Below are 21,398 nucleotides of genomic sequence, written 5' to 3'. Positions count from 1 at the left end.
GGGGACGGTATATTTTAATGAGATTAATAGCTGTTGGCTACGGCGTCAGACAGCATTTGAACCGCATCTGCAGAGGACATGTCTGAATTGAAATGCGCGGTCACCACATCCGTGATTGCGCCGGCTTGCGCGCCCCGCAGGGCCATGCCGTGGGCATATGAGGGCAGCAGGGACCCACCTTCTGAGGATGCATTCATATCTTGTGCTGACAGATGCGCGCAGCTGTCAAACTTGTCCAAGCCTACATCAGTACGGGCCGGAATGGATCCTTTGTTGAGATTAAAGGTCTCTTGAAATCCGGGGCCAACCACAAGTTTTGCCAAGAGATCCTGACCGGCGCGTTTGTCATCGCCGTCGACTTCGAACATGGCGAAGCTATCGACGTTGTAAAGGAAACCTTCACCGGGTGTTGACGCACACAGGAAATCTTTGCCGGGTTCTTTGCCTGCAGCAAGGAATTCTCCTTTGGCCCAATCGCCCATGATCTGAAAGGCGGCTTCGCCGTTCATCACCATCGCGGTTGCGAGGTTCCAGTCCCGGCCTGAGAAATTGCTATCTACGTATCCTCGCAGGGTGCGCATCTGGTCAAAGGCAGCTTTCATTGTGTCCGAGGTCAGCGTGTCGGGATCTAAATCGACCAGTGCTTTTTGAAAAAACTCAGGACCACCTATGCCAAGAACAACCGCCTCAAAAACGGTGGCATCTTGCCAGGCTTGACCACCATGTGCCAGCGGCGTGATACCAGCTGCCGCCAGTTTTTCAGACGCCGCGTTGAATTCATCCCATGTGGTGGGCATTTCAATGCCATTGGCCGCGAGGATTTCTGCATTTGCCCAAATCCAGTCAACGCGATGGACATTCACTGGAGCAGCGCACCATGTGCCCTCACATTTCATGTGGTTTGCGATGGAGGCGGGCAGAACCTTATCCCAACCTTCGGTATTGGCGACGTTTGAAATATCAGCCAAGACACCTTCTTCGTACCATTCTTGAATGGCAGGGCCTTTCAATTGAACGGCGGTGGGCGCATTGCCTGACAGCACCCGCGCGCGCAGGGCTGTCATTGCGGCATCGCCGCCCCCGCCTGCCACAGGCATATCTGTCCAGGTTCCGCCATTTGCTGCAAATTCCTGTTGCAGCACGGCGACGGATTTTGCCTCTCCGCCCGATGTCCAATAGTGCAGAACTTCTGCTTCGGGGCCTGCCAGCGCGGCATTTCCAGTGATCAACGCAAGCGCAGAGACTGCAGCATATGCAGTAAATTTCATGATGTTCCTCCCTAAATTGCCGCTCTATGTGAGTGGCGATGAAGCTATCATTGTGAAGCTAGGGGGCCTGTGACAACGCTGAAATGACCCATTGCACTGGGGTTGGCGTGATTTATTGTTGGTTTTGTTACATGCTGTTACCTAGGTCTTGATTTTGTTGCCTTGCGTTACAAAGACGACTTGTATGCTCAGCTTGGGAGAGGTTGAGACGCTGGTAAACAGGGAGGTGTTTATGGCGATTCCACGCATATTGGTGGTCGATGACGACGTTGAAATGCGCATGATGATGGTGCAATTTCTGCGCCAGAACAGTTTTATCGCACTGCCAGCGGGCAGTGAACAGGAGATCCGCACTCAGCTGGCGGACAGTCGCGTTGATCTTGTCCTTTTGGATGTGATGCTGGGGGATGAAAACGGCGTCGAGATTTGTTCACGGTTGCGACAGGATCAACAGGTGCCGATTATCCTTGTGTCAGCCCTGTCAGCGGATCATCAACGTATGGCCGGATATGAAGTGGGGGCTGATGACTACATCGCAAAACCCTTTAATCCAGATCTGCTTCTTGCACGGGTGCGTGCTGTTTTATTACGCGCGCGGCGTTCGTCTTCGCTGATCTACCGGCGCAATGTGTCGACCTTTCAGTTCCAGGGATGGTGCTATGATGGCAAGCGCGATGAGGTGCGCGCGCCTGATGGTGTTCAGGTCGCCCTCTCAAAACGCGAAACAGCGCTGTTAAAAGTGTTCCTTGCCAATCCCCATATTCCATTGACGCGTGATGAGATCGCGTCATCCCTTGATGTGACGGGGGATGCTTCAGGCGCAGAGGCCACAGGGCGTGCGATTGATGTGCTGGTGGGCCGCTTGAGATCAAAAATTGAGGCGCAGCCAAAAGATCCAAAGCTTTTGCGAACGGAACGCGGCGTGGGATATGTGTTTGCAACCGATGTCACGATTGAGGACAGCTGAATATGACGCTGCGCCGGTTGGGTCAGGTTTGGGTTCTTGTTGCACTGATATCTGGTGTGTTGTTTGCCTGGATCTGGCTGCAGTCCTCCCGTGCCTGGGAGCAACATCTGACCCGCAGCTATGTGACAGGCTTTGCTCTTTTTGAGGCGTTGAGAGCTGGCGCGCCGTTCCCGCCCGGTGTCACGTCAGATATTTTATCGCCAGACGCCCAGATATTGGCGGCAGACAATCTTTTTGAACGTCTACCTGAGGCGCCGCATCCGGCGTATGTCACCAACCTGTCGATCCACACTGCAACAGATGATCCAATCCGGGGCGAGACCTTGAGCCTTGCGATCTTATCAGATCGGTTGAGGTATCAAGTGGCCTCGATCAGTTCGCGCCCCGAGGCAGGGTCGGCGGAGAAACTTGGAAATGTCACCCGCGCCCTTGCGATGTTTTGCTCTGATCCTGTGCTTTATGCGCGATACGGAACAGGCGCTTGGCAGCAGATTAACGGGCGGGCAATCTGGGGCTGTGGGGCGCGGCCAGCTGATTTGCGCCTGCCTGCCGGATTGGGATTGTTTTTGGTTGCTGCTGTTTTGTTGGGTCATGTGGGCGTGGTTGCTTTCAGTTTTGAACAGTTTGCACGTCGTCTGCGGGCGCATCGCCATTTAAGTGGCGCAGGCAGTTATGACAGCAGCGGCCCGACCGAGTTGCAGGATCTGGCCAAGGCGTTGAACAGGTATCTTGAGATTGAGCAGGAGCAGTTGTCAAAACGTGCGGATGTCTTGTCAGGTATCAGCCATGATTTGGGCACCCCAGCCACGCGTCTGCGCCTGCGTGCGCGTTTGATTGAGGATACAGAGCTGCGTCACAAGCTGGAGTCTGACATTGATCAGATGACAAATATGATTGAAAGCGTGCTGACATACACCCGCGCGGAACTGAATCTGGAAGAGCCTCGCAAACTTTCTTTACTATCGCTGGTCGAGGCTTTGGTGGCGGACTATCAGGATATGGAGCGACCCGTAAAATTGAGGCCGACACCGCCTTTGATGGTGGCTGGGCAGGGATCTTTGTTCATGTCGCGCCGTGTTGAAGCGCGTTTGCCAGAAGATCGACGGGTGATCATCACTGCGCGCCCTGTTGGGCTGCAACGCGCGCTGTCTAATCTAATCGACAACGCGCTTAAATACGGGCGCATGGCTTGTGTGTCTTTAGAAGCAGATGCGCGCAGCGTGACCATTTTGATTGAAGACGCAGGCAGCGAAATGGGACCAGACGATATGCAACAGGTTATGGAGCCCTTCACGCGTGGCAGCAATGTATCAGACAAGCAGGGCTCAGGTTTGGGACTGTCCATTGTGTCGACCATTCTGGCCATCCATGGGGGCAGTCTGCAGTTTGAGACAGGTAAAGAAGGTCTGCGCGCCCGTGTAACATTGCCCCGCTAACCTCTCTGGCATCAAAGAGTGGCAGCCTGCCCGCCGATGGCTTTTGTCAGCTGTGCAGCCTTGTCGACCACTTGTTTTGCAATGGCGGGCACATGGTCACGCGTCAGTCGCGCGGCAAGACCCGAGACGGAGACCGCGGCAATGGCTTCCGACATTTCTGACCAGACGGGGGCTGCAACACAGCGCATGCCAATCACATATTCTTCGTCATCCAGTGCAAACCCCTGAACGCGAATACGGTGAATTTCGGCAAAAACATCGTCTTTGCTGCGCAGGCTGTGTGACGTTAATGGACGTAGGCCCTGTCGTTCAATCAATGTGTCAATCGCGGCATCTGGCCAGGTGGCCACAATTGCTTTGCCCATGCCTGAATTCAGGACGGGTACGCGCCCACCGGGCGGGGCAATTGCGCGCATAATTTCACGGCTTTCTGATTGGGCGACTGTGACCGCTTCTTCGGCTTCGATAACACCAAGATTGGCGGTTTCTCGTGTCAGATCCCGCAGGTCTCGCAGGATTGGCCGTGCGGGCACCACAAGGCTTCCATGCAGGGAAAAACTGTCGCCCACCAGGTTGGCGCGTTGTCCGACGGTCCAACTGCCGCTTTGGGGATCGTGCAATGCAAATCCGCGGCGCTCTAACGTGGTGAGCAGGCGATGCGTGGTCGAGACTGCAAGTCCGGACCGGCGCGCCAGATCGGACAATCTGCGTGCATCATCTGGACTGGCCATCAGTTCTAGCAGCGTGAGTGCCCTGTCTACGGATTGTACAATCCCTTCATCCTGCGCCATTTGTCGCCCTTTCCACATTATGGAAAACATTTCTCATAGAATAGAAGGTTCTGCACAGTCTCGCTAGGGATAAAGCAAAGAGGAGATTGTCTGATGAGCTATGTGGAAAGATCCGGTCTTCAAGTCGCATCCGTTTTGGCTGATTTTGCTGAGACCCAACTGCTGCCGGGCACCGGTATCACAGTTGAGACGTTTTGGTCAGGTTATGCCAGACTTCTACAAGATTTAGCCCCTGAAAATGCGAAGCTGCTGCGCAGGCGAGAAGAGCTGCAAAGCCAGATTGACGATTGGTCCAAATCCCGCAAAGGAAGCACCTTTGAGGCTGCGGAACATCGCGCGTTTCTGGAAGAGATTGGATATCTTGTCCCCAAAGGTGCGCCGTTTCAGATCGGTACAGAAAATATCGATCCTGAAATTGCGGAAATCGCAGGGCCGCAGCTGGTTGTGCCAGTCATGAATGCACGTTACGCATTAAATGCTGCCAATGCGCGCTGGCGTTCGCTTTATGATGCGCTTTATGGCACCGATGTTTTACCCGGTGACGCAAAGGGACATGCGTATGATCCTAAACGCGGCGCACAGGCACAAGCATGGGCGGCTCATTTTCTGGACCGTGCTGTGCCGCTTGTCCAAGGTTCGCACCACGCCGTAACGGCTTATCACCGCAACGGTGAGGCGCTGGTTGCTGTGATTGACGAAACGGAAGTTGGCTTTGTTCAAGCCGATGCGTTTGTCGCCTTTTCTGAAACGGATAAAACTGCAAATTATGTGTTGAAACACAATGGCCTGCACATTGAACTGGTGATTGATCCAACACATCCAGTGGGCGCAGCCTCCAAATCTGGACTGTGTGATATCGTGCTGGAGAGCGCATTGACCGCCATCCATGATTGTGAAGACTCGGTTGCGGCAGTGGATGCACAAGACAAGGTTCTGGCGTATCGCAACTGGTTGGGCCTGATGGATGGCACCTTGGTTGAACGTTTTGAGAAAGGCGGCCGACAGGTCGAACGCCGTTTAGAAGACGATCGTGAGATGACCCGCCCAGACGGCAGCGCCATCACGCTAAAGGGCCGGACTGTCGCCTTGGTGCGCAATGTTGGCCATTTGATGACGACCGATGCTGTGCTTATGGACGGGCAGGACACCCCGGAGGGGATGCTGGATGCGGTGTTTACCGTCACGGCTGCACTGCATGATCGCGCCCGGAGCGCAAACACCAATTCGGCCACTGGATCGGTCTATGTCGTAAAACCCAAAATGCATGGCCCGGATGAGGTTGCGCTGGCGGAAAAGCTATATGCTGGTGTCGAAGACATCCTTGGCCTGCCACGCAATACCGTGAAATTGGGTGTCATGGACGAAGAACGGCGCACATCAGCCAATCTGGTGGAGTGTATGCGCCAGGTCAAAGACCGACTGGTCTTTATCAATACGGGTTTTCTGGATCGCACCGGTGATGAAATTCACACAGCCATGCAGCTTGGCCCTGTGATCCCGAAAGAGGAAATGAAATCGGCACCGTGGCTTTTGGCCTATGAAGACGGCAATGTGGATGCAGGCCTTTTAACAGGGTTGAACGGACGTGGTCAGATCGGCAAGGGCATGTGGGCAAAACCCGATGACATGGCTGAAATGCTGGAGGTTAAACTGGGGCACCCGATGTCTGGTGCAAACACAGCATGGGTGCCATCGCCTACGGCTGCAACGTTGCATGCAACCCATTATCACGCGGTGAATGTGTTTGACCGCATGGACGAGATCAAAACGCGTGCCGCAGCCTCTCTTGAAACATTGCTGACACCTCCGATCCTGCAGGGGCGCAATCTTTCAGAAGCAGAAATCCGCCATGGGCTTGATAACAATTGTCAATCGATCCTTGGGTATGTGGTGCGCTGGGTTGATCAGGGCATTGGCTGTTCCAAAGTGCCAGATCTGAATGATGTTGCATTGATGGAAGATCGCGCGACCTTGCGGATCAGTTCGCAGATCCTGACGAACTGGCTTTTGCATGGCATCATCCAGGAAGACGAGATTATCGATAGTCTCAAACGGATGGCGGTCAAAGTGGATGCCCAAAATGCCGACGACACCGCGTATCGCGCAATGGCACCGGCCTTTGATGGGCCAGCCTTTGCAGCCGCCCGCGATTTGATCCTAAAAGGTGTGGAGCAACCCTCGGGCTATACCGAGCCTCTTCTTCACGCCTATCGCCGCAAAGCCAAAGCAATGTACGGAGCCTAACCCATGCTGACCATAAACCGCCTTGATATCGCAGATGCCCATGTCCTGATCGAAGGGGCGCGCGCCCGTGCCACAGAGATTGGTGTGCCCATGTGCATTGCAATCACCGATGACAGCGGCAATCTTATCGCCTTTGAACGCATGGATGGTGGCAAAGTGACGTCAACGATCATTGCGATGGACAAGGCCTACACAGCGGCTGGTGCCAAAAAGGCAACTCATGAATATGGTGAAATCAGCCAGCCCGGCAAACCCGCCTATGGGATATCATCGGCGATTGGGGGGCGTTTGATGGTGGTCGGAGGCGGCTTACCTATCTTGGTAGATGGAGCTGTTGTTGGGGGTATCGGCATCAGCTCAGGCACCCCTGCGCAGGATCAGGATGTTGCCCAGGCCGGGATTGATCATTTCATGGCGGCGCGACAGTGACCGCTGCGGGCTCGGGCCGAAACGCTCGCCTGATGTCGGTGTAACGTGCGCTTTCTTTGATGATAGCTCCGCCGGTAATCGTGGATGACTGACACCTCGTAGCCCCCCGTTTCCAAGGGGGCGGGGACTGCGAGGTGTCACATTCACAGCAGATCAAGTCGCGCTTGGCGTATAGACCTTGAACGAACACCTTAGTGTGGATTTTAGTTCTCTCGCAAAGCGCAGGCTTCTTGATCGCCTAAGCCACAGCCTTTTTCGAAATAGGTGGCAACAACCTCTTGATCGACAGAGCCAAATGAGTTCGCGTGACCTTCGCCTGTCAATATTCCGGCACGTGTGCAGCCATGGGCAAGTCCAAGGCTACAGGCCTGATCATATAGGCGGATTGCTTTTCTGGGATAGGCTTCGATGAATTCACCGCGTTCCAGATTTTGACCCGCTTTGAAACATGCCTCTGCGCTTGAACTTATTGCTGAGGCGATGCTTCGGTTGTCACAGCTTTGCAGATAGAATTTATGCGCCAGTTCTACGTCTTGAATCCATGCTTTGCCGCTTGCAACCAGATCCCCCAACTGTGCGCAGCTCTGGATATTACCTTTGTCGCAGGCGTAAGAATACAAAAGATAGCTTTTATCGAAGTCCTGAGGCACGCCAAGACCCTGTTCTGTCAGCGCCCCTAAGGCGGCGCAGCCCCGTGTTTCGCGAAGGTCACACGCCAATTGATAGTTGTTGGCAGCAATGCTGTAGTCTTGCGTAATTCCGTCTCCAGATTCATTCAACGTTGCAAAGTAAAAGCAGCTTGTCGCATTTTCTCCTTCGCAGCCTTGGGCAAAATAACGTGCGGCCTTGGCGCTGTCTTTTTCGACGACCTTACCAACCATGAGCCAATATCCGGCATTTACACAGGACCAGGTCGCTCCGGCATCGCAGCCTAGACCTTGGTATTTGGCTGCAGCGACGAAATCTTGCGCTGTGCCATACCCCTTTTCATACATATGGCCCGCATCGGCGCAGGCCAAAGGATACCCTGTCTCACAAGCGTGCAAGAAATGTTGTAGCGCCTTTTCATCGTTCTCTTGCACTCCGTTGCCATTGTAATAGGCAAATCCAAGTTCAAGGCAACTTTCCAAGCTGCCAGCCTCGCAGCTCTGTTCCAGCGCCGAGATGTCTGGCGTCGGCTGACTGTCTTGAGCGCGGGATAGGTGCGGTGTCATCATTGCAGCCGCTGATAGCGCAATGGCACCAAATGGGATTTGGACGAAATCTAACATGATTAGAATACCTTTTGAACAATGCGCCGCTCTTGTAGGGCGCGATATTGGTAAGGGCGTTTTACATGACTGCATGGCTAGTCTGTCAGCGTGGAGCATGTGTTTGAATATGTAAGTGAATAAGATGCCAACCCTTGTCTTGACGTCTAACAATACATCGTCTTTGACACGGGCAGCTGCACATGCGTCAGCCTATATCTTCTTTGATTTTAATGCACAATTTGAAATATGACTGAGAAAGGCGTTGCGATATAGGCCACCGGTGATCAGGCGGTGTCAGCCATTGATATGTCTGTATGCCGCGATGATCCCACGCAGCTCTGCAAGGCCTTTCATACGGCCGATCAGCGGATAACCGGGCATCATAGGACGATCTAGATCCGCAAGTATGGCCTGTCCATGATCCGGGCGCATGGGGATTTCCGCGTCGGTGCGCCCTGCGCTGCGGCGGCGTTTTTCCTCGCCCATCAGCGCAAAGACTGCGGCGGGCATGTCTGTGTCTCCACCCAGATGCGCGGCTTCAAAGAAAGAGGTTCTGTTCCCATCATGTGGTGTATGTGATCGGGTGTTGCGCAGGTGGACAAAGTGAATTTTCGGACCAAGCGTTTTGACGAAATCGGCGGGATCAAAGGCCGGATCAATCCCAAGTGATCCGGTGCAAAAGGTGATACCATTCGCTGGGCTGTCGATGGCGCTGGTGATCTTGGCGTAATCCTCTTGTGTGGACATCACGCGGGGTAGACCCAACAGCGGAAAAGGTGGATCATCTGGGTGGCAACACAGTCGCAGGCCGTGTTCTTCTGCTGTGGGGAGGATTTCGGCCAGAAAATCGATCAGGTTTTGTTGCAGATCTGCGCGGCTGATGTCGTCATAGGTTTTCAGACAGTCCAGAATATCGCTGGTGGTCCAATGCTCTTCGGATCCGGGAAGGCCTGCAAGGATATTGTGGATCAACTCTTTTTTGCGCGTATTTCCCATCGAGGAAAAACGTGTGAGCGCCTGTGCCTGCAAAGCGTCGCTGTAGTCGGCTTGGGCTCTTTCACGCTTTAACAGATGAATATCAAATGTGGCAAAATCGATCAGGTCAAACTGCATGGCCGTGCCGCCATGGGGCAAGGCGCTGGCCAGATTGGTGCGGGTCCAGTCGATGACGGGCATGAAATTGTAGCAAATCACCTGTATGCCGCAGGCGGCCAGATTGCGCAGGCTTTCTTTATAGGCCTCAATATGTGTGGCACGGTCTGCGCCTTTGGTTTTGATCGCTTCTGAGACCGGCAAGCTTTCGACAACATCCCAGGTGAGACCGGTCGGGTTTTCGCGCGTGCCTTCAATGTCGCGTTTGCGCAACTCAATAGCAGAGACAGGCCAGACTGCCCCATTGGGGATATGGTGTAGCGCGCTGACCACGCCTGCACTGCCAGTTTGACGGATTTCGTTGATCGAGATCTCGTCTGTGGGGCCAAACCATCGCCATGTCTCTTTCATTGGAGCCTCCGGTTATTCAGTGCGCGTCAGAAGCGAACGCGTGGTTTCGCTGTCAAACAGGTGTATGTTGTCCAGTGGAGCGCGCACAAAAAGTGTGTCACCGCGGGCAATAGCCGTTTGACCGGGGCTGTGCAGCGTGATTTTCTGGCCGTTTTTCAGGGTTCCAAAAACGTAAGCCTCACCACCAAGCTGTTCAACGCCCTGAACCGACACAGCGATGCCCTGATCTGCGAGAACCAGATGCGCGGGGCGAATGCCGAGGGTGACAGCGGCGCTTGCCTGTTGGCTGAATTTGCCTTCGGGCAGGGTGATGGCTTCACCCGTATCAAGGTTCAGCTGATTGCGGTTTTGATCATCAATACGCCCTTCCAGAAAATTCATTTTGGGAGAGCCAATGAAACCGGCAACAAATTTATTGCAAGGGTAATTATAAAGATCCAGCGGTGCGCCAAACTGTTCGACTTCACCGGCGCGCAGGACGGCGATTTTATCGGCCATGGTCATGGCCTCTACTTGATCATGGGTCACATAGATCATGGTGTTACCTAGGCGCTGATGCAGGTCTGCAATCTCGCCGCGCATGTCGACGCGCAATTCTGCATCCAGATTTGACAGGGGTTCATCAAACAGGAACACACGCGGTTCGCGCACCACGGCGCGACCGATGGCAACACGTTGGCGCTGGCCACCAGACAGATCTTTTGGGCGGCGGTTCAAGAGCTGATCAATTTGCAGCATCTTTGCGACCTCAGCCACCTTTTTATCGATCTCGGCTTTGGGCGTGTTGATGTTTTCCAGCCCAAAGGTGAGATTCTGGCGCACGGTCATATGCGGATAAAGCGCATATGACTGGAACACCATTGCAAGTTCGCGTTCCGCAGCGGGCACATCATTGACCACGTCATCTCCGATGATGATATCGCCGTCCGTGATGCCTTCAAGGCCTGAAATCATCCGCAAAAGTGTAGATTTTCCGCAACCTGAGGGGCCAACGAAGACACAAAATTCGCCGTGCTGGATATCAAGATCAATGCCCTTGATCACATCCACGGGCCCGTAAGATTTTTTGACGTTTTTCAGTTGAATACGCGCCATTTGATTAGTCTCCTTATCGCAGGCTTCGGCTTATTTGCCGCCGGTAGAGGCGATGCCGGTTGCGATGTATTTCTGCAAGAACATGAACACGGTTGCGATGGGCAGCAGGGTTAGGACGGTCATGGCCAGAAGGCTGGACCAATCCGTTTGCAATTCACCCTGGAATGAGTTCAGCGCCAGCTGCAGTGTGAAATTCTCTGACCGGGTCAGTACAATCAACGGCCACAGGAAATCATTCCAGCGCCACATAATCGCAAGGATCGCAAGCACAGCGATGGCTGGGGCTGACAGGGGCACGATGATGCGCCAGAAGATCTTCCATTCTGAGGCGCGGTCCATTCGTGCAGCGTCTAAGATCTCATCCGGGATGGTGATCATATACTGACGCAACAAGAACACGCCGGTGGGCGTGGCGGCCCCTGGAATGATCACACCCCAGAGTGAATTGAACATGCCAAGTTCAGTCACAACCAAGAACAAGGGTACCAGAACCACGGTTTGCGGGATCATGAGCGTGCCGATGACGATTAGTAACACCGCCGTGCGGCCCCGGAACTCGTATTTTGACAGGGCAAAGGCTGCCATAGAATTCACCAATAGCATCAACGCTGTCGCGGTGACGGTGATAAAGGTGGAGTTCCAGAAGAAGCGTAGAAAGTTGAACCGTTCAAACAGCGAGGTATAGTTTTCGGTGGCCAGATAAATCTCTTCTAGCGGTTCGCGATCATTGATGCTGACGCGCAGGCGTTCGTCTGGTTTGGCGGGATCAATCATCTGAGCCTGAAGGCCGACGCGGCGCAGTTGCGCCAGTGTGCGTCCTTCGTATTCGCCGGCTGTCATTTTGAACAAGGGCAAGGGATCATCATAGCCTTCGACCGCAACCGTTTGTTGGGTATAGGGCAGCAGGGTTGGCGGGAAACGTTCCAGCGCGGCTTCGGTTTTGAAGCTGGACAGAACCAGCCACAAAACCGGGCCGAACATCAAAAAGATGCCCATGATCAGATAGCCGTATGAGACCCAGTCGGTCCAGTGCAGGCGGGTTTTGCCGCGGGTCGCGGTGAGCATGGTCCAGAGATTACGCATCGACGTTTTTCCGATTTGCCCAGAGTTGTACAAGGGTCAGCAGAACCAGAACACCTGCAACGACCAGGGATGCAGCAGCGGCCAGGCCAAATAGGCGTGGTGCGCCGGCAAAGCCTTCCTCGTAGATATATTGGATGATGAATGTGGTTGCTGTACCGGGGCCACCGCCGGTGAAGGCGTAGACTTCGTCAAAGGTTTGCACGCCTTTGATCAGAGAGAGGACCAGCACCACCAAAAGGGTGGGGGACAACAGGGGCAGGGTGATGCGGCGGAAGGTTCGCCAGGGGCTGGCGCGATCCATCAGCGCGGCCTCATATACATCACGTGGTATCGCCTGAAGGCCTGCCAGCAGGATGAGCGTATAAAACCCCATATGTGCCCAGACCGAAATGAACACAGACCATGCAAAGGCCCATTGTGCATCCACCAACCAGTTATAGCCGCCAATGCCGGTCCAATCGAGAAAGGCGTTTAACACACCGTGGCGCTGCAGGATCCATTTCCAGATCAAAGCCACAACGACAGGGGATAATAGCACGGGAAAAAAGAAGACCGAGCGGAAAAACCCACGCGCGCGGATGTCGCGGTTTAGGATGATGGCGGTCAGAAGGGAAAAGCCAACCATGATCCCAACCTGCAGGGTGACAAACCAGGAGGTATTCCAGATCGCGCGCCAGAACTTGTCTTCGCGGCAGGAATTGGGATCAAGAAAATTATCACATTCCGCCAAAAGGCCAAAATTGCGCCCGCCCACATAAGGGCGATCTCCCAGCAGAACATTGTCGCCGCCAGTCATCGAATAGGCCACGTTTAACAACACAGGAAGAAAGGCAAATAAACCAAACAAAACAAGGTTGGGCATGAGAAAGACCCAAGCCAGCTTGTTCACCCCCAGCCTGCGCTGCAGGGCAAGCATAGGGATTTCAATAATCCGCATCAGCGGTGTGAGTATCTGAAGCATCAGGCCGTCCCGTCGCAAAATACCCCGCACGCAAAAATCACGTGCGGGGTCAGATCATAAGACCGCTGTCTTACTTGGTTTCTTCAAGCGCCGCTTTCAGGTCTGAAGAAGCGCGTTCCATCGCTTCAGCAACACTGAGTTCGCCGACAATTGCCTGGCTCAAGCGTTCAACGGTGATGCCATACATTGCGCGGTTGCCTGCATAGCCCTGATAGGCAAAGGCAATTGGAGAGACGTCAGACAGATCAGCGGCAAAGGCAGAAAGCGCATCCGCAGCGGCAGGAGAGGCATCTTGGAATTCAACCCCTTTGGTGGCCACAGCAGAGTGTGCAGGCAGGTTGCGCGTGCGTGCCGTGACTTCGGCGTAGACGTCTTCTTGTGCAAGATAATCGATCACAGCTGCAACGGCTTTTGGATGTTTGGTTTGTTCAAACCCAACGATACCTGCACCACCGGGCATGCCGGAACATGCGCCGGATGGACCACAGGGAGAGCCGACAACTTTCCAATCAAAGAAATCGCCAACGTTTTTGTCCATACGACCGACTTGCCATGAGCCGGAGTAGTAGAAGACCAGTTCGCCGTTGATGAATTCCTGTGCTGCGTCCTGATAGGTCGCGCCCCCCTGACCGGCCCAGACATCGCGGGCGATGGTGCCATCATTATGCCAGTCTACAAACTGCTGGGTGAAGGCCGTGAAGCCATCATCAACCAGAATTGCATCGCCCGCATCGTCAAACAGTTTCGCACCATATGAGATCGCTGGGCCGGCGACGCGATGGCCAGAGCGGTCGATCGCCATCGGGAAGTCTGTGCCGGTTGCTTTGGCAACTTTGGTTGCAGCCGCGGCCCAGTCTGACCAGCTTGCATCCGACGCGGGAAGGGCAACACCGGCCTGTTCAAACAGGGTGGCATTTACAAAGCCACCGGTGATGGTCAGTTGGCTGTGCATACCGTAGATGCCATCACCTCCCGCGGCACCACGATACCAGTTCAAAGTGTCGCCAAAGGCGCTTTCCCAATACCCACGATCCACATGGGGGGCGAGGTCCAGATAATACTGGTTCAGTCCACCCAGATCCGTGACTTTGGCAATATCAGGGCCCGTGCCTGCAGCCAGCTGAACTGGTAGGTTTTCCAAAATCGCCTGATAGGGAACGACATCGACGATCACGTCTATTTCGGGGTTGTCTGCCTCAAAACGGCTCAGCACGTCTTCATAGACTTCGCATTCATTGCCATCTGAGTAGCACATAAAGCGTACTTCATCCGCGGCAAAGGCTGCTGTCGCGCCAAGGCCAAATACTGTCGCCAGTGCGGATGTTTTCAACAGAGATGATTTCATGGTGTTCCTCCCGTTATTATTCGCGATCTCCCCCCTCCCCGGGGAAGCGCTGCTTACTTATCATGACGTCTCTTTGCGGTGTTGCAAAGGTGTATCAATTTTTCTGGGCCGCGCGCAGAAGCAGGCAATTCTATCCAATATTTTATACCGCGCCGGGCCTATATGTCCTTTTGTTCAGATCGGTTCGGGGGGCTTCATTCCAAAAGTCATCTTCCTTTTGCCCCAAAGAATCTGCGACCGGTATACCGGTTGACAGTTTGCGTAGCATGGCGCATATCGGCTGACAAGAACCAGTATACCGGTATGCTGATTTTCTTGAACGGAGCCCCCATGCCTGAGAGTTGTCTGGACAAGCTCACCTTTCCTGAGCTTGATTTTGCCCGCCCTGCGGCGGATCAGATTTTTGATGCGGTCAAAGTTGCCATCTTGCGAATGGATCTGGAGCCGGGTTGCTTGATCTCTGAGGCAGAATTGGGTGCGCGTTGTGGGGCCAGCAGAACGCCGGTTCGGGAAGCCTTCACCCGGTTGCGTGAAGAGGGGTTGGTTGTCACACGCCCCAGTCGTGGGAATTTTGTTTCGAAACTTTCTCCAGACCGCATGAAAGCGGCGCAGTTTATTCGCGAAGCGCTTGAACTGGCCAATGTCAGATGGTTGTGCACTGTAGGCCTCTCGGACGAGATCCGCATGCAGTTGCGTCAGAACCTGTCGGCGCAGGCGCGTGTTGTGCAGGTGCGCGAAGAAATTGGCGGACGGCGTGCGTTTCAGGCTTTGGATGATCGATTTCATGCGCTTTTGGCGCAAGGCACCGGATTTGAGCGCGCGGAAACCTTGCTGGTGCGTGAGAAAGCTGCTTTGGATCGTCTGCGGGTTTTGGCGCTGAACGAAGAGATGCATATGACGCATCTGTTTTCTGCGCATCAGGCTATTTTTGATGCAATTTCGGCGCGCGACAGCGCGGCTGCAGAAGAGCTGATGGCGGCGCATCTGCGTGAGGTTCTGACCATGTTGTCTAATCTGGTCACAGCCCATCGCGATTATTTTGAATAATCTCATACCCTGTAAATAGGCTTATTTTTGCGCAGCACCTCCCTTTTTGCATTGGAGGTGCTTTTTCATGTGTACAGGTTTGTTGTGTCAGTGTAGAAATTATTCAATCGTATAACAGCTGTGAGTGTTCGCGTGCAGGATTTGCGCAAATCGTTTCATCGTGATGGGCCAGATGTGCGGCGGCGTGCTTTGATTGAGGCAACGCTTGCGCTGATCTCAGAACGTGGCATAGAGGCGGCCTCGGTGCGGGCGATAGCCGCGCGTGCGGACGTTACGCAGGGTTTGATCCGGCATTATTTCTCTTCAAAGGAAGAGCTGATTGCGGCTGCTTATGCACATCATATGGCTGGGTTGACGGAGCACAGTTTTACCAAAGACGCGTTGGATGAAACTGGATCTGCAGGGGCTCGTTTGCGGGCTTTGGTGATCGCGTCTTTGACAGCACCGGTGGTGGATCCGGGGGCGCTTGCGTTGTGGGCAGGCTTTATGAGCCGGGTGCAACGTGATCCTGAAATGCGGCGCATTCATGCTGAGGCTTATACAGAGTTTCAAAAGCGCTGTGCGCTATTGATCGAGGCCGCTTTGCGGGATGTTGGACGAGATCCCACGCCGGATCAAATTAAACGCCTGACCTTTGCCGTAAATGCACTTTTGGATGGGCTGTGGCTGGAAGCGGGCGCGTTGCCAGAGGTGTTTGAGAATGAAGATTTGCCCCAATTGGGGCTTGAGGCGGTGGGCGCGGTGCTGCGTCTGGATTTGATAACAGCAGAATAAAGGTCAGCAGGATGAGAACGGCATCTATCACCACGCGGTTGGCGGGTTTGGGCGGCGCAAAATGGGAGGTCCATGCAAGTGCCCGTGCGATGGTGCGGTCGGGGCGGGACGTGATCCAGATGACGATTGGTGAACCAGATGCCCCGGTTCCTGATGCTTTGATCGAAGCCGCAGATCGCGCCATGCGCGCGGGTCGAACTGCGTATTCGAATGGTCGGGGTGAGGCAAGTTTATGTCGCGCCTTGGCTGACCGTTACAGTGCCCGTCGGGGGCGTGCTTTTACGCCCAATAATTTTATTTGTTTTCCGGGAACGCAGACCGCGCTGTTTGTTGTGATGGCTGGTGTGGCCGAGGCCGGAGATGAGGTGTTGGTCGGGGATCCGATGTATGCAACATATGAAGGGGTGATCCGCAGTTGCGGAGCTGAAATGGTGCCGGTTCCATTGCGGGTTGAGGCTGGCTTTCGAATGCAGGCTTCTGACATTGCAGCGCGCCTTACATCACGCAGTCGGGCGATCTTGCTAACCTCGCCGCACAATCCGACCGGAGCGGTGCTGACACGGGATGACATTGCCGAAATCGGCGCACTGGCGCGTCAGCATGATTTATGGATCATTGTCGATGAGGTTTATGAGGATCTTGTGTTTGAAGGGTGTGAATTTGCATCCCCTCTTGAGAATGTAGATCTGGCTGATCGTGTGATTGGCGTATCCTCAATCTCAAAATCCCATGCGGCGCCGGGGTTTCGCAGTGGCTGGTGCGTGGCCTCAGAGGCATTTTGTCAGGCGCTGTTGCCGGTTGCGGAAACCATGTTGTTTGGCAACCAACCCTTTATTGCCGATATGACAGAGCTGGCTGTTCGGGACGGTTCCTCTGTTGCGCCAGGGATGCGACGCCGTTTTGCGGCACGTGCAACCCGTTTGGCCGACCGATTAGAAGCGGAAACGGCTTTACGGGTCCATCGCCCCGATGCGGGCATGTTCGCATTGATTGATGTGTCTGCGACGGGTTTAGATGGCACCGCCTATGCCTTTGATCTGTTGGAGCGTGGTGGTGTTGCGGTCATGCCCGGGGCCTCTTTTGGGGCGGCCTTGCAAAACTGGGTGCGGGTGGCCCTGACTATTTCTGATGAAGAAATGGAGCAAGCGATTGTGCGCCTTGTCAATCATGCTGGGCTTTGTGGCGCAGTTTAAAGCTGGCGGAGGCGGTGTTTCTCCAGCAGGCTGATGATCACGTCCTTAGCTTGCTGCCGGTGTTGATGGTGGCGACTGCGGGCCAGATCGGCATCGCCATCGCGGATGGCTTGCAGCACCACGCGATGATCTTCGTTTGATTTCAGGGGTTTTGGGCGCATAAACAGCGTCGAGCTGCGGGCGCGCCGGACCTGATCGATCATCATCGAGACGATATCTTGCAGGCGTTTGTTGCCGCCCAAGCGTACCAGTTCAGAATGAAACATCTCGTCTCCCTCGGCCCAGGCTTCAAGATCGTCCTTCTCCAAAGCCTGTTCCATGCGGTGCAAGGACTCTGTCAGCAGGGTTAAGTCCTTGGGGCCATATCCAGCTTCTGCGGCACGCTGTGCAGCAAGGCTTTCGAGTTCGGTCAACACATCGTAGATTTCACGCATATCATCCGGTGAGACCGGCAGAATGCGGACGCCCTTACGTGGGCGCATTTCCAACAGGCCTTTGCTTTCCAACAGCAAAGCCGCTTCGCGCACGGGGGTGCGTGACATGCCAAGGTGGGCGGCAAGTTCGGATTCCAGATGGTCTGTTCCTGCCGCCAACTGACCGGTCAGGATCATTTGACGCAGTTCATGTACCGCACGTTGCGAGCTGGAAAGCGGCTTGTCGTTTGAGTCGGTCACGGGTTCCCCAACTGGATTTTCCGCCCTTCCTGAGCGGATTGGTAGATTTTATCTTTAATGCGAATCACGTTCAGATAGTCCGCCGCCCTGTTTTCTATAGGCGTGCCCTTTAAAAAGCCTGAAACAACGTGGTTTTGCAAGTGATGGGCGCAGTCTCCGCCGAATGTGGGGGCGGTATTTGCCCCTAAAAGTTCTATCGTGTCCATACTGCCAAAAGGTCGCAGATGGACTGCGCCGCTACCTGCAACCGTCAAACTGCCCTGTGTGCCTTCGATCACTGCTTCCCCCATCGTGCGCCGCAGATTGTCGGCGGCGTGGTCCAGGGTGCGGTTGCCATCAAACAAAGCGCGCAACCCGCTTTGATGTTCAAACAGCACATGGGCCGCGTCTTCGCCCGCAATCACGGGATTGACCCGGCGCAGATCTGCATACAGCGCAACCGGTTCCCCAAAGAGAAACCGGAAGGTGTCCACCCAATGGACGGCCGTTTCATGCACCAAAAACCGCTGCATGGTTTGGAAATAAGGCTGGCGATCCAGATAGGCGCGAGGGCCTTGGCCATCGCCGGGGCGCAGACGAAAGGTGGCCTGTACGGGAGTTCCGATCTTACCTGCATCCAGTGCAGCTTTGATACAGCGATACCAGGGTTGAAAGCGAAAATTTTCATGAATGATGATGGTTGCGCCGTGGGCGTCAGCCTCGGCTGTAATCTGTGCGGCCTCTGTATAAGAGGTGCAAAAGGGTTTTTGGCAAACAATGCGGCGTAGGCCTGCGGCCAGGGCTGTGCCAACTGCTGCGGCATGGCCTTCGGGGGGCAAGATAATATCCAGCAAATCTGGCTGCACCTCGTGCAGCATCCGCTCCAAATTGTCGAATGCTGGCACATCGAAGGCTTTGGCACGGCTGATGTCACGATCACAGATGGCCATCAGGTCAACATTCTGCAGGCGCTGCCAGCTGCCGATATGGAACTGGCTGAAATACCCGGCTCCAAGGCAGGCGACGCGCAGGGATGATCGGTCTGCCATCAGGTCAGCACCGCGTTCAGAACAGCTTTTGCGGCTGCTTCTGTTCCTGCAGTACCGCCAAGATCCCGTGTGAGCGTGCTTTCGTCAGCAACGACGTGTTCAACGGCCGTGCGAAGACGCGCGGCATCTCGTGACAGGGCTGCAATTTTGTGGCTGGTGCCCAGCCACTCCAGCATCATCGCCGCCGATAAGATCATCGCAAAAGGATTGGCCACGCCCTGACCCGCGATGTCAGGGGCTGAACCATGACAGGGCTGAAACACCGCGTTGTTCAGGCCAATGTCAGCGGATGGCGCCAGCCCCAGACCGCCCATTAGCCCAGCACCGAGATCGGAGAGAATATCGCCAAACATGTTTTCCGTGACCAGAACATCAAATTCCCAGGGTTTTTGTACCATCCAAAGGGCCGTTGCATCTACATATGCATGATCTGCGGTTAAATCGGGATGATTTTTGGCTTCGGCGTCAAACATCTCCCGGAAAAAGGCGAAGGCGCGAAACACATTGGCCTTGTCGACGCAGGTGACACGCCCTGAACCACGGCCAGCGGCCTTGCGGCCATGCGCAAGCTGGAAGGCAAAGCGGAACAGTTTTTCTGAAACCTCACGTGTGATCAAGAGGGTTTCGCGGGCCTCATCAGCGCTGACTTCACCGCATCCCTGTGTGTGAAACAGGCCTTCGGTGCTTTCGCGGATCAGAACAAAATCGATCTCTTTGTTGGCCGGCAGGTTTAAGGGGGTGGTTTGACCTGTCCGCACGGTGACCGGGCGCACGCCTGCAAACAGGCCGAGGCGCTTGCGCAGATCAATCTGCGGCGAAATTTCGGTGCCATCAGGATAGCGGACGTCAGGTAGGCCCATTGCTGACAAAAGGATGGCATCGGCGTTGGTTGCGATTGCCATGGAGGCATCTGGAAAAGAGGTGCCGGTATCACGGTAATGCGCGGCTCCGGCTGGCGCGTCGATGAAATTCAAACCGTAGTCATCAGAAGCCGCCGCCAGAGTTTTCAAAATGGAGACGGTTGGTGCGGTGATCTCTGGTCCGATCCCGTCGCCCTGAAAGACTGCGATGTCAAAAGTTTTGGTCATATTCCGGTCCCTGCCTTTTGGTTTGCGCGAGGGCGGCTGCTGTTGTTGACAGCTGCCCGTTGACAATGCATTCCTTAATGTATACGCAAATGAATGCAAGAGTAAACGCACTTTGCAAATAGGGAGGAAAAGAAGATGACATTTGGACTGAGGAAGCTCGGGGTGGGGCGCGTTGCTGCCGCGGCTGCTGTCGTATTGGGGCTTGGCACGGTGGCGCAGGCGCAAGAGTATCCATATCGCGATATCACCACAGCTGTGGTTTGGGGCGCAGGCGGCGGCACTGATACTATCAATCGTATGATCATGGCCGAGATGGAAAAACATCTGCCGGTGTCGATCAATGTGATCAACCAAACTGGTGGCGTTGCGGGGTCAAACGGTATGGTTTACGTCAAAAACCAGCCAGATGATGGCTACACACTTGTTGGTCTGTCAGAATCCAACGTGACCGCTGCGGTGCAGGGCGGTTGGGACAAGAAATTTGACTATTGGTATCCATTTATCGTTGGCGGCTCGCCGGATCTGATTTCGGTGCCTGCAAACAGTCCCTATGACACATTAGAGCAGTTGGTGGATGCAGCCCAAGCGGCACCGGGAAGCATTCCTGCAGCGGCCAGCGGTGCTGGATCCATTCATCACTTGAACCTGCTTGCGATCGAACAGGGTGCGGATGCGTCGTTTAAATTTGTGCCTTACAAAGGCTCAGCACCGGGGCAAGAGGCTGCATTGGCTGGTGAAGTTGCGCTTGTCGTCACGTCATTGGCTGAACAGGCTGCACTGATCGAAGGGGGCAAGTTGAAGCCTTTGGCGATGCTGACCCCTGAAAGTGCCGAGATCGCAGGCCTGACCGTGCCGTCTGCTTTTGATATCTATGACGGGCTTGATAAATATCTGCCGCTGAAACAGGCGATTGGTTTTGCGGTTCATAACTCTGCGTCAGAGGATGTAAAAGCTGCGCTTGGCAGTGCGTTTGAAAAAGCGATTGCGTCTTCAACTGTTGCCGATTGGGCAAGTGCCAACAAATATGATGTGGGTGGCCAGTATGGCGCGGACGCACAAAAGCTGTTTTCGACCTTAGAGAGCACCTTTGCCTACACGCTGAAAGACCTTGGTGCCGCGACTGTAGATCCGGAATCTTTGGGTATTCGCAAACCATAAAAGAGCGTTTCAAACATGGGGGCATTTCGGTGCCCTCATTTTGCGCATGGCAGGGAGGGGA

At 54.6% G+C, this 21,398-nt stretch carries 19 protein-coding genes; 8 read left to right on the top strand and 11 right to left on the bottom strand.

Annotated elements, in window-relative coordinates; all coding sequences use genetic code 11:
- Positions 1–23: 23 nt before the first annotated feature.
- On the bottom strand, positions 24–1,268 hold the full coding sequence (locus BLP79_RS15625; RefSeq protein WP_090220527.1) for an ABC transporter substrate-binding protein: 1,245 nt from the start codon (positions 1,266–1,268) through the stop codon (positions 24–26).
- A gap of 232 nt (positions 1,269–1,500) precedes the next feature.
- On the opposite strand from BLP79_RS15625, the gene BLP79_RS15620 reads away from it, so the two are divergent.
- Together BLP79_RS15620 and BLP79_RS15615 are read left to right on the top strand one after the other, a co-directional pair.
- Positions 1,501–2,235: a response regulator transcription factor gene (locus BLP79_RS15620; protein WP_090220525.1), complete on the top strand. Its 735-nt coding sequence runs from the start codon at positions 1,501–1,503 to the stop codon at positions 2,233–2,235.
- Between the two features lie 2 nt (positions 2,236–2,237).
- Positions 2,238–3,671: a sensor histidine kinase gene (locus tag BLP79_RS15615; protein ID WP_232716598.1), complete on the top strand. Its 1,434-nt coding sequence runs from the start codon at positions 2,238–2,240 to the stop codon at positions 3,669–3,671.
- Positions 3,672–3,682: 11 nt separating this feature from the next.
- On the opposite strand, the gene BLP79_RS15610 is transcribed toward BLP79_RS15615, so the two are convergent.
- Positions 3,683–4,462, bottom strand: coding sequence for an IclR family transcriptional regulator (locus BLP79_RS15610; RefSeq protein WP_232716596.1), 780 nt, complete (start codon positions 4,460–4,462; stop codon positions 3,683–3,685).
- A gap of 90 nt (positions 4,463–4,552) precedes the next feature.
- On the opposite strand from BLP79_RS15610, the gene BLP79_RS15605 reads away from it, so the two are divergent.
- Complete coding sequence (locus BLP79_RS15605; RefSeq protein WP_090220520.1) at positions 4,553–6,706, top strand: malate synthase G; 2,154 nt, start codon at positions 4,553–4,555, stop codon at positions 6,704–6,706.
- A gap of 3 nt (positions 6,707–6,709) precedes the next feature.
- A complete protein-coding gene (locus BLP79_RS15600) occupies positions 6,710–7,135 on the top strand; it encodes a GlcG/HbpS family heme-binding protein (RefSeq protein WP_090220519.1) in 426 nt (141 codons plus the stop codon).
- A 203-nt stretch (positions 7,136–7,338) separates the two neighbouring features.
- Here BLP79_RS15600 and BLP79_RS15595 read toward each other — a convergent pair whose 3' ends face one another.
- The 6 genes from BLP79_RS15595 to BLP79_RS15570 all read right to left on the bottom strand — a co-directional run bounded on the left by BLP79_RS15595 (position 7,339) and on the right by BLP79_RS15570 (position 14,375).
- Positions 7,339–8,406, bottom strand: coding sequence for a tetratricopeptide repeat protein (locus tag BLP79_RS15595; protein ID WP_090220517.1), 1,068 nt, complete (start codon positions 8,404–8,406; stop codon positions 7,339–7,341).
- 276 nt (positions 8,407–8,682) lie between these two features.
- Entirely contained in the window at positions 8,683–9,891 is a 1,209-nt protein-coding gene (uxuA, locus tag BLP79_RS15590; protein WP_090220516.1) for a mannonate dehydratase, read from the bottom strand.
- Between the two features lie 12 nt (positions 9,892–9,903).
- Positions 9,904–10,986 carry an ABC transporter ATP-binding protein gene (locus BLP79_RS15585; RefSeq protein ID WP_090220514.1) on the bottom strand — a complete coding sequence of 361 codons (1,083 nt, stop codon included), beginning with the start codon at positions 10,984–10,986 and terminating at the stop codon, positions 9,904–9,906.
- Positions 10,987–11,016: 30 nt separating this feature from the next.
- On the bottom strand, positions 11,017–12,069 hold the full coding sequence (locus tag BLP79_RS15580; protein WP_090220512.1) for a carbohydrate ABC transporter permease: 1,053 nt from the start codon (positions 12,067–12,069) through the stop codon (positions 11,017–11,019).
- Complete coding sequence (locus tag BLP79_RS15575; protein ID WP_090220511.1) at positions 12,062–13,030, bottom strand: carbohydrate ABC transporter permease; 969 nt, start codon at positions 13,028–13,030, stop codon at positions 12,062–12,064. The genes BLP79_RS15580 and BLP79_RS15575 overlap by 8 nt, the downstream gene beginning before the upstream one ends.
- A gap of 70 nt (positions 13,031–13,100) precedes the next feature.
- Positions 13,101–14,375 carry an ABC transporter substrate-binding protein gene (locus BLP79_RS15570; protein ID WP_090220509.1) on the bottom strand — a complete coding sequence of 425 codons (1,275 nt, stop codon included), beginning with the start codon at positions 14,373–14,375 and terminating at the stop codon, positions 13,101–13,103.
- Positions 14,376–14,705: 330 nt separating this feature from the next.
- Here BLP79_RS15570 and BLP79_RS15560 point away from each other — a divergent pair, with 330 nt between their 5' ends.
- The 3 genes from BLP79_RS15560 (at position 14,706) to BLP79_RS15550 (ending at position 17,389) form a co-directional block, all read left to right on the top strand.
- A complete protein-coding gene (locus BLP79_RS15560) occupies positions 14,706–15,422 on the top strand; it encodes a GntR family transcriptional regulator (protein ID WP_090220600.1) in 717 nt (238 codons plus the stop codon).
- 132 nt (positions 15,423–15,554) lie between these two features.
- On the top strand, positions 15,555–16,196 hold the full coding sequence (locus tag BLP79_RS15555) for a TetR/AcrR family transcriptional regulator (protein ID WP_090220506.1): 642 nt from the start codon (positions 15,555–15,557) through the stop codon (positions 16,194–16,196).
- 11 nt (positions 16,197–16,207) lie between these two features.
- Complete coding sequence (locus BLP79_RS15550) at positions 16,208–17,389, top strand: pyridoxal phosphate-dependent aminotransferase (protein ID WP_090220504.1); 1,182 nt, start codon at positions 16,208–16,210, stop codon at positions 17,387–17,389.
- On the opposite strand, the gene BLP79_RS15545 is transcribed toward BLP79_RS15550, so the two are convergent.
- Genes BLP79_RS15545 through BLP79_RS15535 form a run of 3 tightly spaced genes read right to left on the bottom strand, consistent with a single transcriptional unit; the run spans position 17,386 to position 20,179 of the window.
- Positions 17,386–18,063, bottom strand: a complete 678-nt coding sequence (locus BLP79_RS15545) for a GntR family transcriptional regulator (RefSeq protein ID WP_090220503.1) — start codon at positions 18,061–18,063, stop codon at positions 17,386–17,388. The two genes, BLP79_RS15550 and BLP79_RS15545, sit on opposite strands and share 4 nt — an antisense overlap.
- Positions 18,060–19,091, bottom strand: coding sequence for a Gfo/Idh/MocA family protein (locus BLP79_RS15540; RefSeq protein ID WP_090220501.1), 1,032 nt, complete (start codon positions 19,089–19,091; stop codon positions 18,060–18,062). The genes BLP79_RS15545 and BLP79_RS15540 overlap by 4 nt, the downstream gene beginning before the upstream one ends.
- Positions 19,091–20,179 carry an isocitrate/isopropylmalate dehydrogenase family protein gene (locus tag BLP79_RS15535; protein WP_090220500.1) on the bottom strand — a complete coding sequence of 363 codons (1,089 nt, stop codon included), beginning with the start codon at positions 20,177–20,179 and terminating at the stop codon, positions 19,091–19,093. The genes BLP79_RS15540 and BLP79_RS15535 overlap by 1 nt, the downstream gene beginning before the upstream one ends.
- A 135-nt stretch (positions 20,180–20,314) precedes the next feature.
- Between BLP79_RS15535 and BLP79_RS15530 the strand changes: the two genes are divergently transcribed.
- Positions 20,315–21,337, top strand: a complete 1,023-nt coding sequence (locus BLP79_RS15530) for a Bug family tripartite tricarboxylate transporter substrate binding protein (RefSeq protein ID WP_090220498.1) — start codon at positions 20,315–20,317, stop codon at positions 21,335–21,337.
- The last annotated feature ends 61 nt before the right edge of the window (positions 21,338–21,398 follow it).

The organism is Epibacterium ulvae (assembly GCF_900102795.1).
Taxonomy (GTDB): domain Bacteria; phylum Pseudomonadota; class Alphaproteobacteria; order Rhodobacterales; family Rhodobacteraceae; genus Epibacterium; species Epibacterium ulvae.
Note: the sequence above shows the minus strand (reverse complement) of the source record. Positions and strands in the feature narration are given on the sequence as shown.

What these genes read in the sequence shown, in the direction of transcription:
- BLP79_RS15530 (WP_090220498.1), top strand. Translation starts at nt 20,315, where the DNA reads ATGACATTTGGACTGAGGAAGCTCGGGGTGGGGCGCGTTGCTGCCGCG.
- BLP79_RS15535 (WP_090220500.1), bottom strand. Translation starts at nt 20,179, where the DNA reads ATGACCAAAACTTTTGACATCGCAGTCTTTCAGGGCGACGGGATCGGA.
- BLP79_RS15600 (WP_090220519.1), top strand. Translation starts at nt 6,710, where the DNA reads ATGCTGACCATAAACCGCCTTGATATCGCAGATGCCCATGTCCTGATC.
- BLP79_RS15570 (WP_090220509.1), bottom strand. Translation starts at nt 14,375, where the DNA reads ATGAAATCATCTCTGTTGAAAACATCCGCACTGGCGACAGTATTTGGC.
- BLP79_RS15540 (WP_090220501.1), bottom strand. Translation starts at nt 19,091, where the DNA reads ATGGCAGACCGATCATCCCTGCGCGTCGCCTGCCTTGGAGCCGGGTAT.
- BLP79_RS15585 (WP_090220514.1), bottom strand. Translation starts at nt 10,986, where the DNA reads ATGGCGCGTATTCAACTGAAAAACGTCAAAAAATCTTACGGGCCCGTG.
- BLP79_RS15580 (WP_090220512.1), bottom strand. Translation starts at nt 12,069, where the DNA reads ATGCGTAATCTCTGGACCATGCTCACCGCGACCCGCGGCAAAACCCGC.
- BLP79_RS15625 (WP_090220527.1), bottom strand. Translation starts at nt 1,268, where the DNA reads ATGAAATTTACTGCATATGCTGCAGTCTCTGCGCTTGCGTTGATCACT.
- BLP79_RS15560 (WP_090220600.1), top strand. Translation starts at nt 14,706, where the DNA reads ATGCCTGAGAGTTGTCTGGACAAGCTCACCTTTCCTGAGCTTGATTTT.
- BLP79_RS15610 (WP_232716596.1), bottom strand. Translation starts at nt 4,462, where the DNA reads ATGGCGCAGGATGAAGGGATTGTACAATCCGTAGACAGGGCACTCACG.
- BLP79_RS15620 (WP_090220525.1), top strand. Translation starts at nt 1,501, where the DNA reads ATGGCGATTCCACGCATATTGGTGGTCGATGACGACGTTGAAATGCGC.
- BLP79_RS15575 (WP_090220511.1), bottom strand. Translation starts at nt 13,030, where the DNA reads ATGCTTCAGATACTCACACCGCTGATGCGGATTATTGAAATCCCTATG.
- BLP79_RS15550 (WP_090220504.1), top strand. Translation starts at nt 16,208, where the DNA reads ATGAGAACGGCATCTATCACCACGCGGTTGGCGGGTTTGGGCGGCGCA.
- BLP79_RS15615 (WP_232716598.1), top strand. Translation starts at nt 2,238, where the DNA reads ATGACGCTGCGCCGGTTGGGTCAGGTTTGGGTTCTTGTTGCACTGATA.
- uxuA (WP_090220516.1), bottom strand. Translation starts at nt 9,891, where the DNA reads ATGAAAGAGACATGGCGATGGTTTGGCCCCACAGACGAGATCTCGATC.
- BLP79_RS15595 (WP_090220517.1), bottom strand. Translation starts at nt 8,406, where the DNA reads ATGTTAGATTTCGTCCAAATCCCATTTGGTGCCATTGCGCTATCAGCG.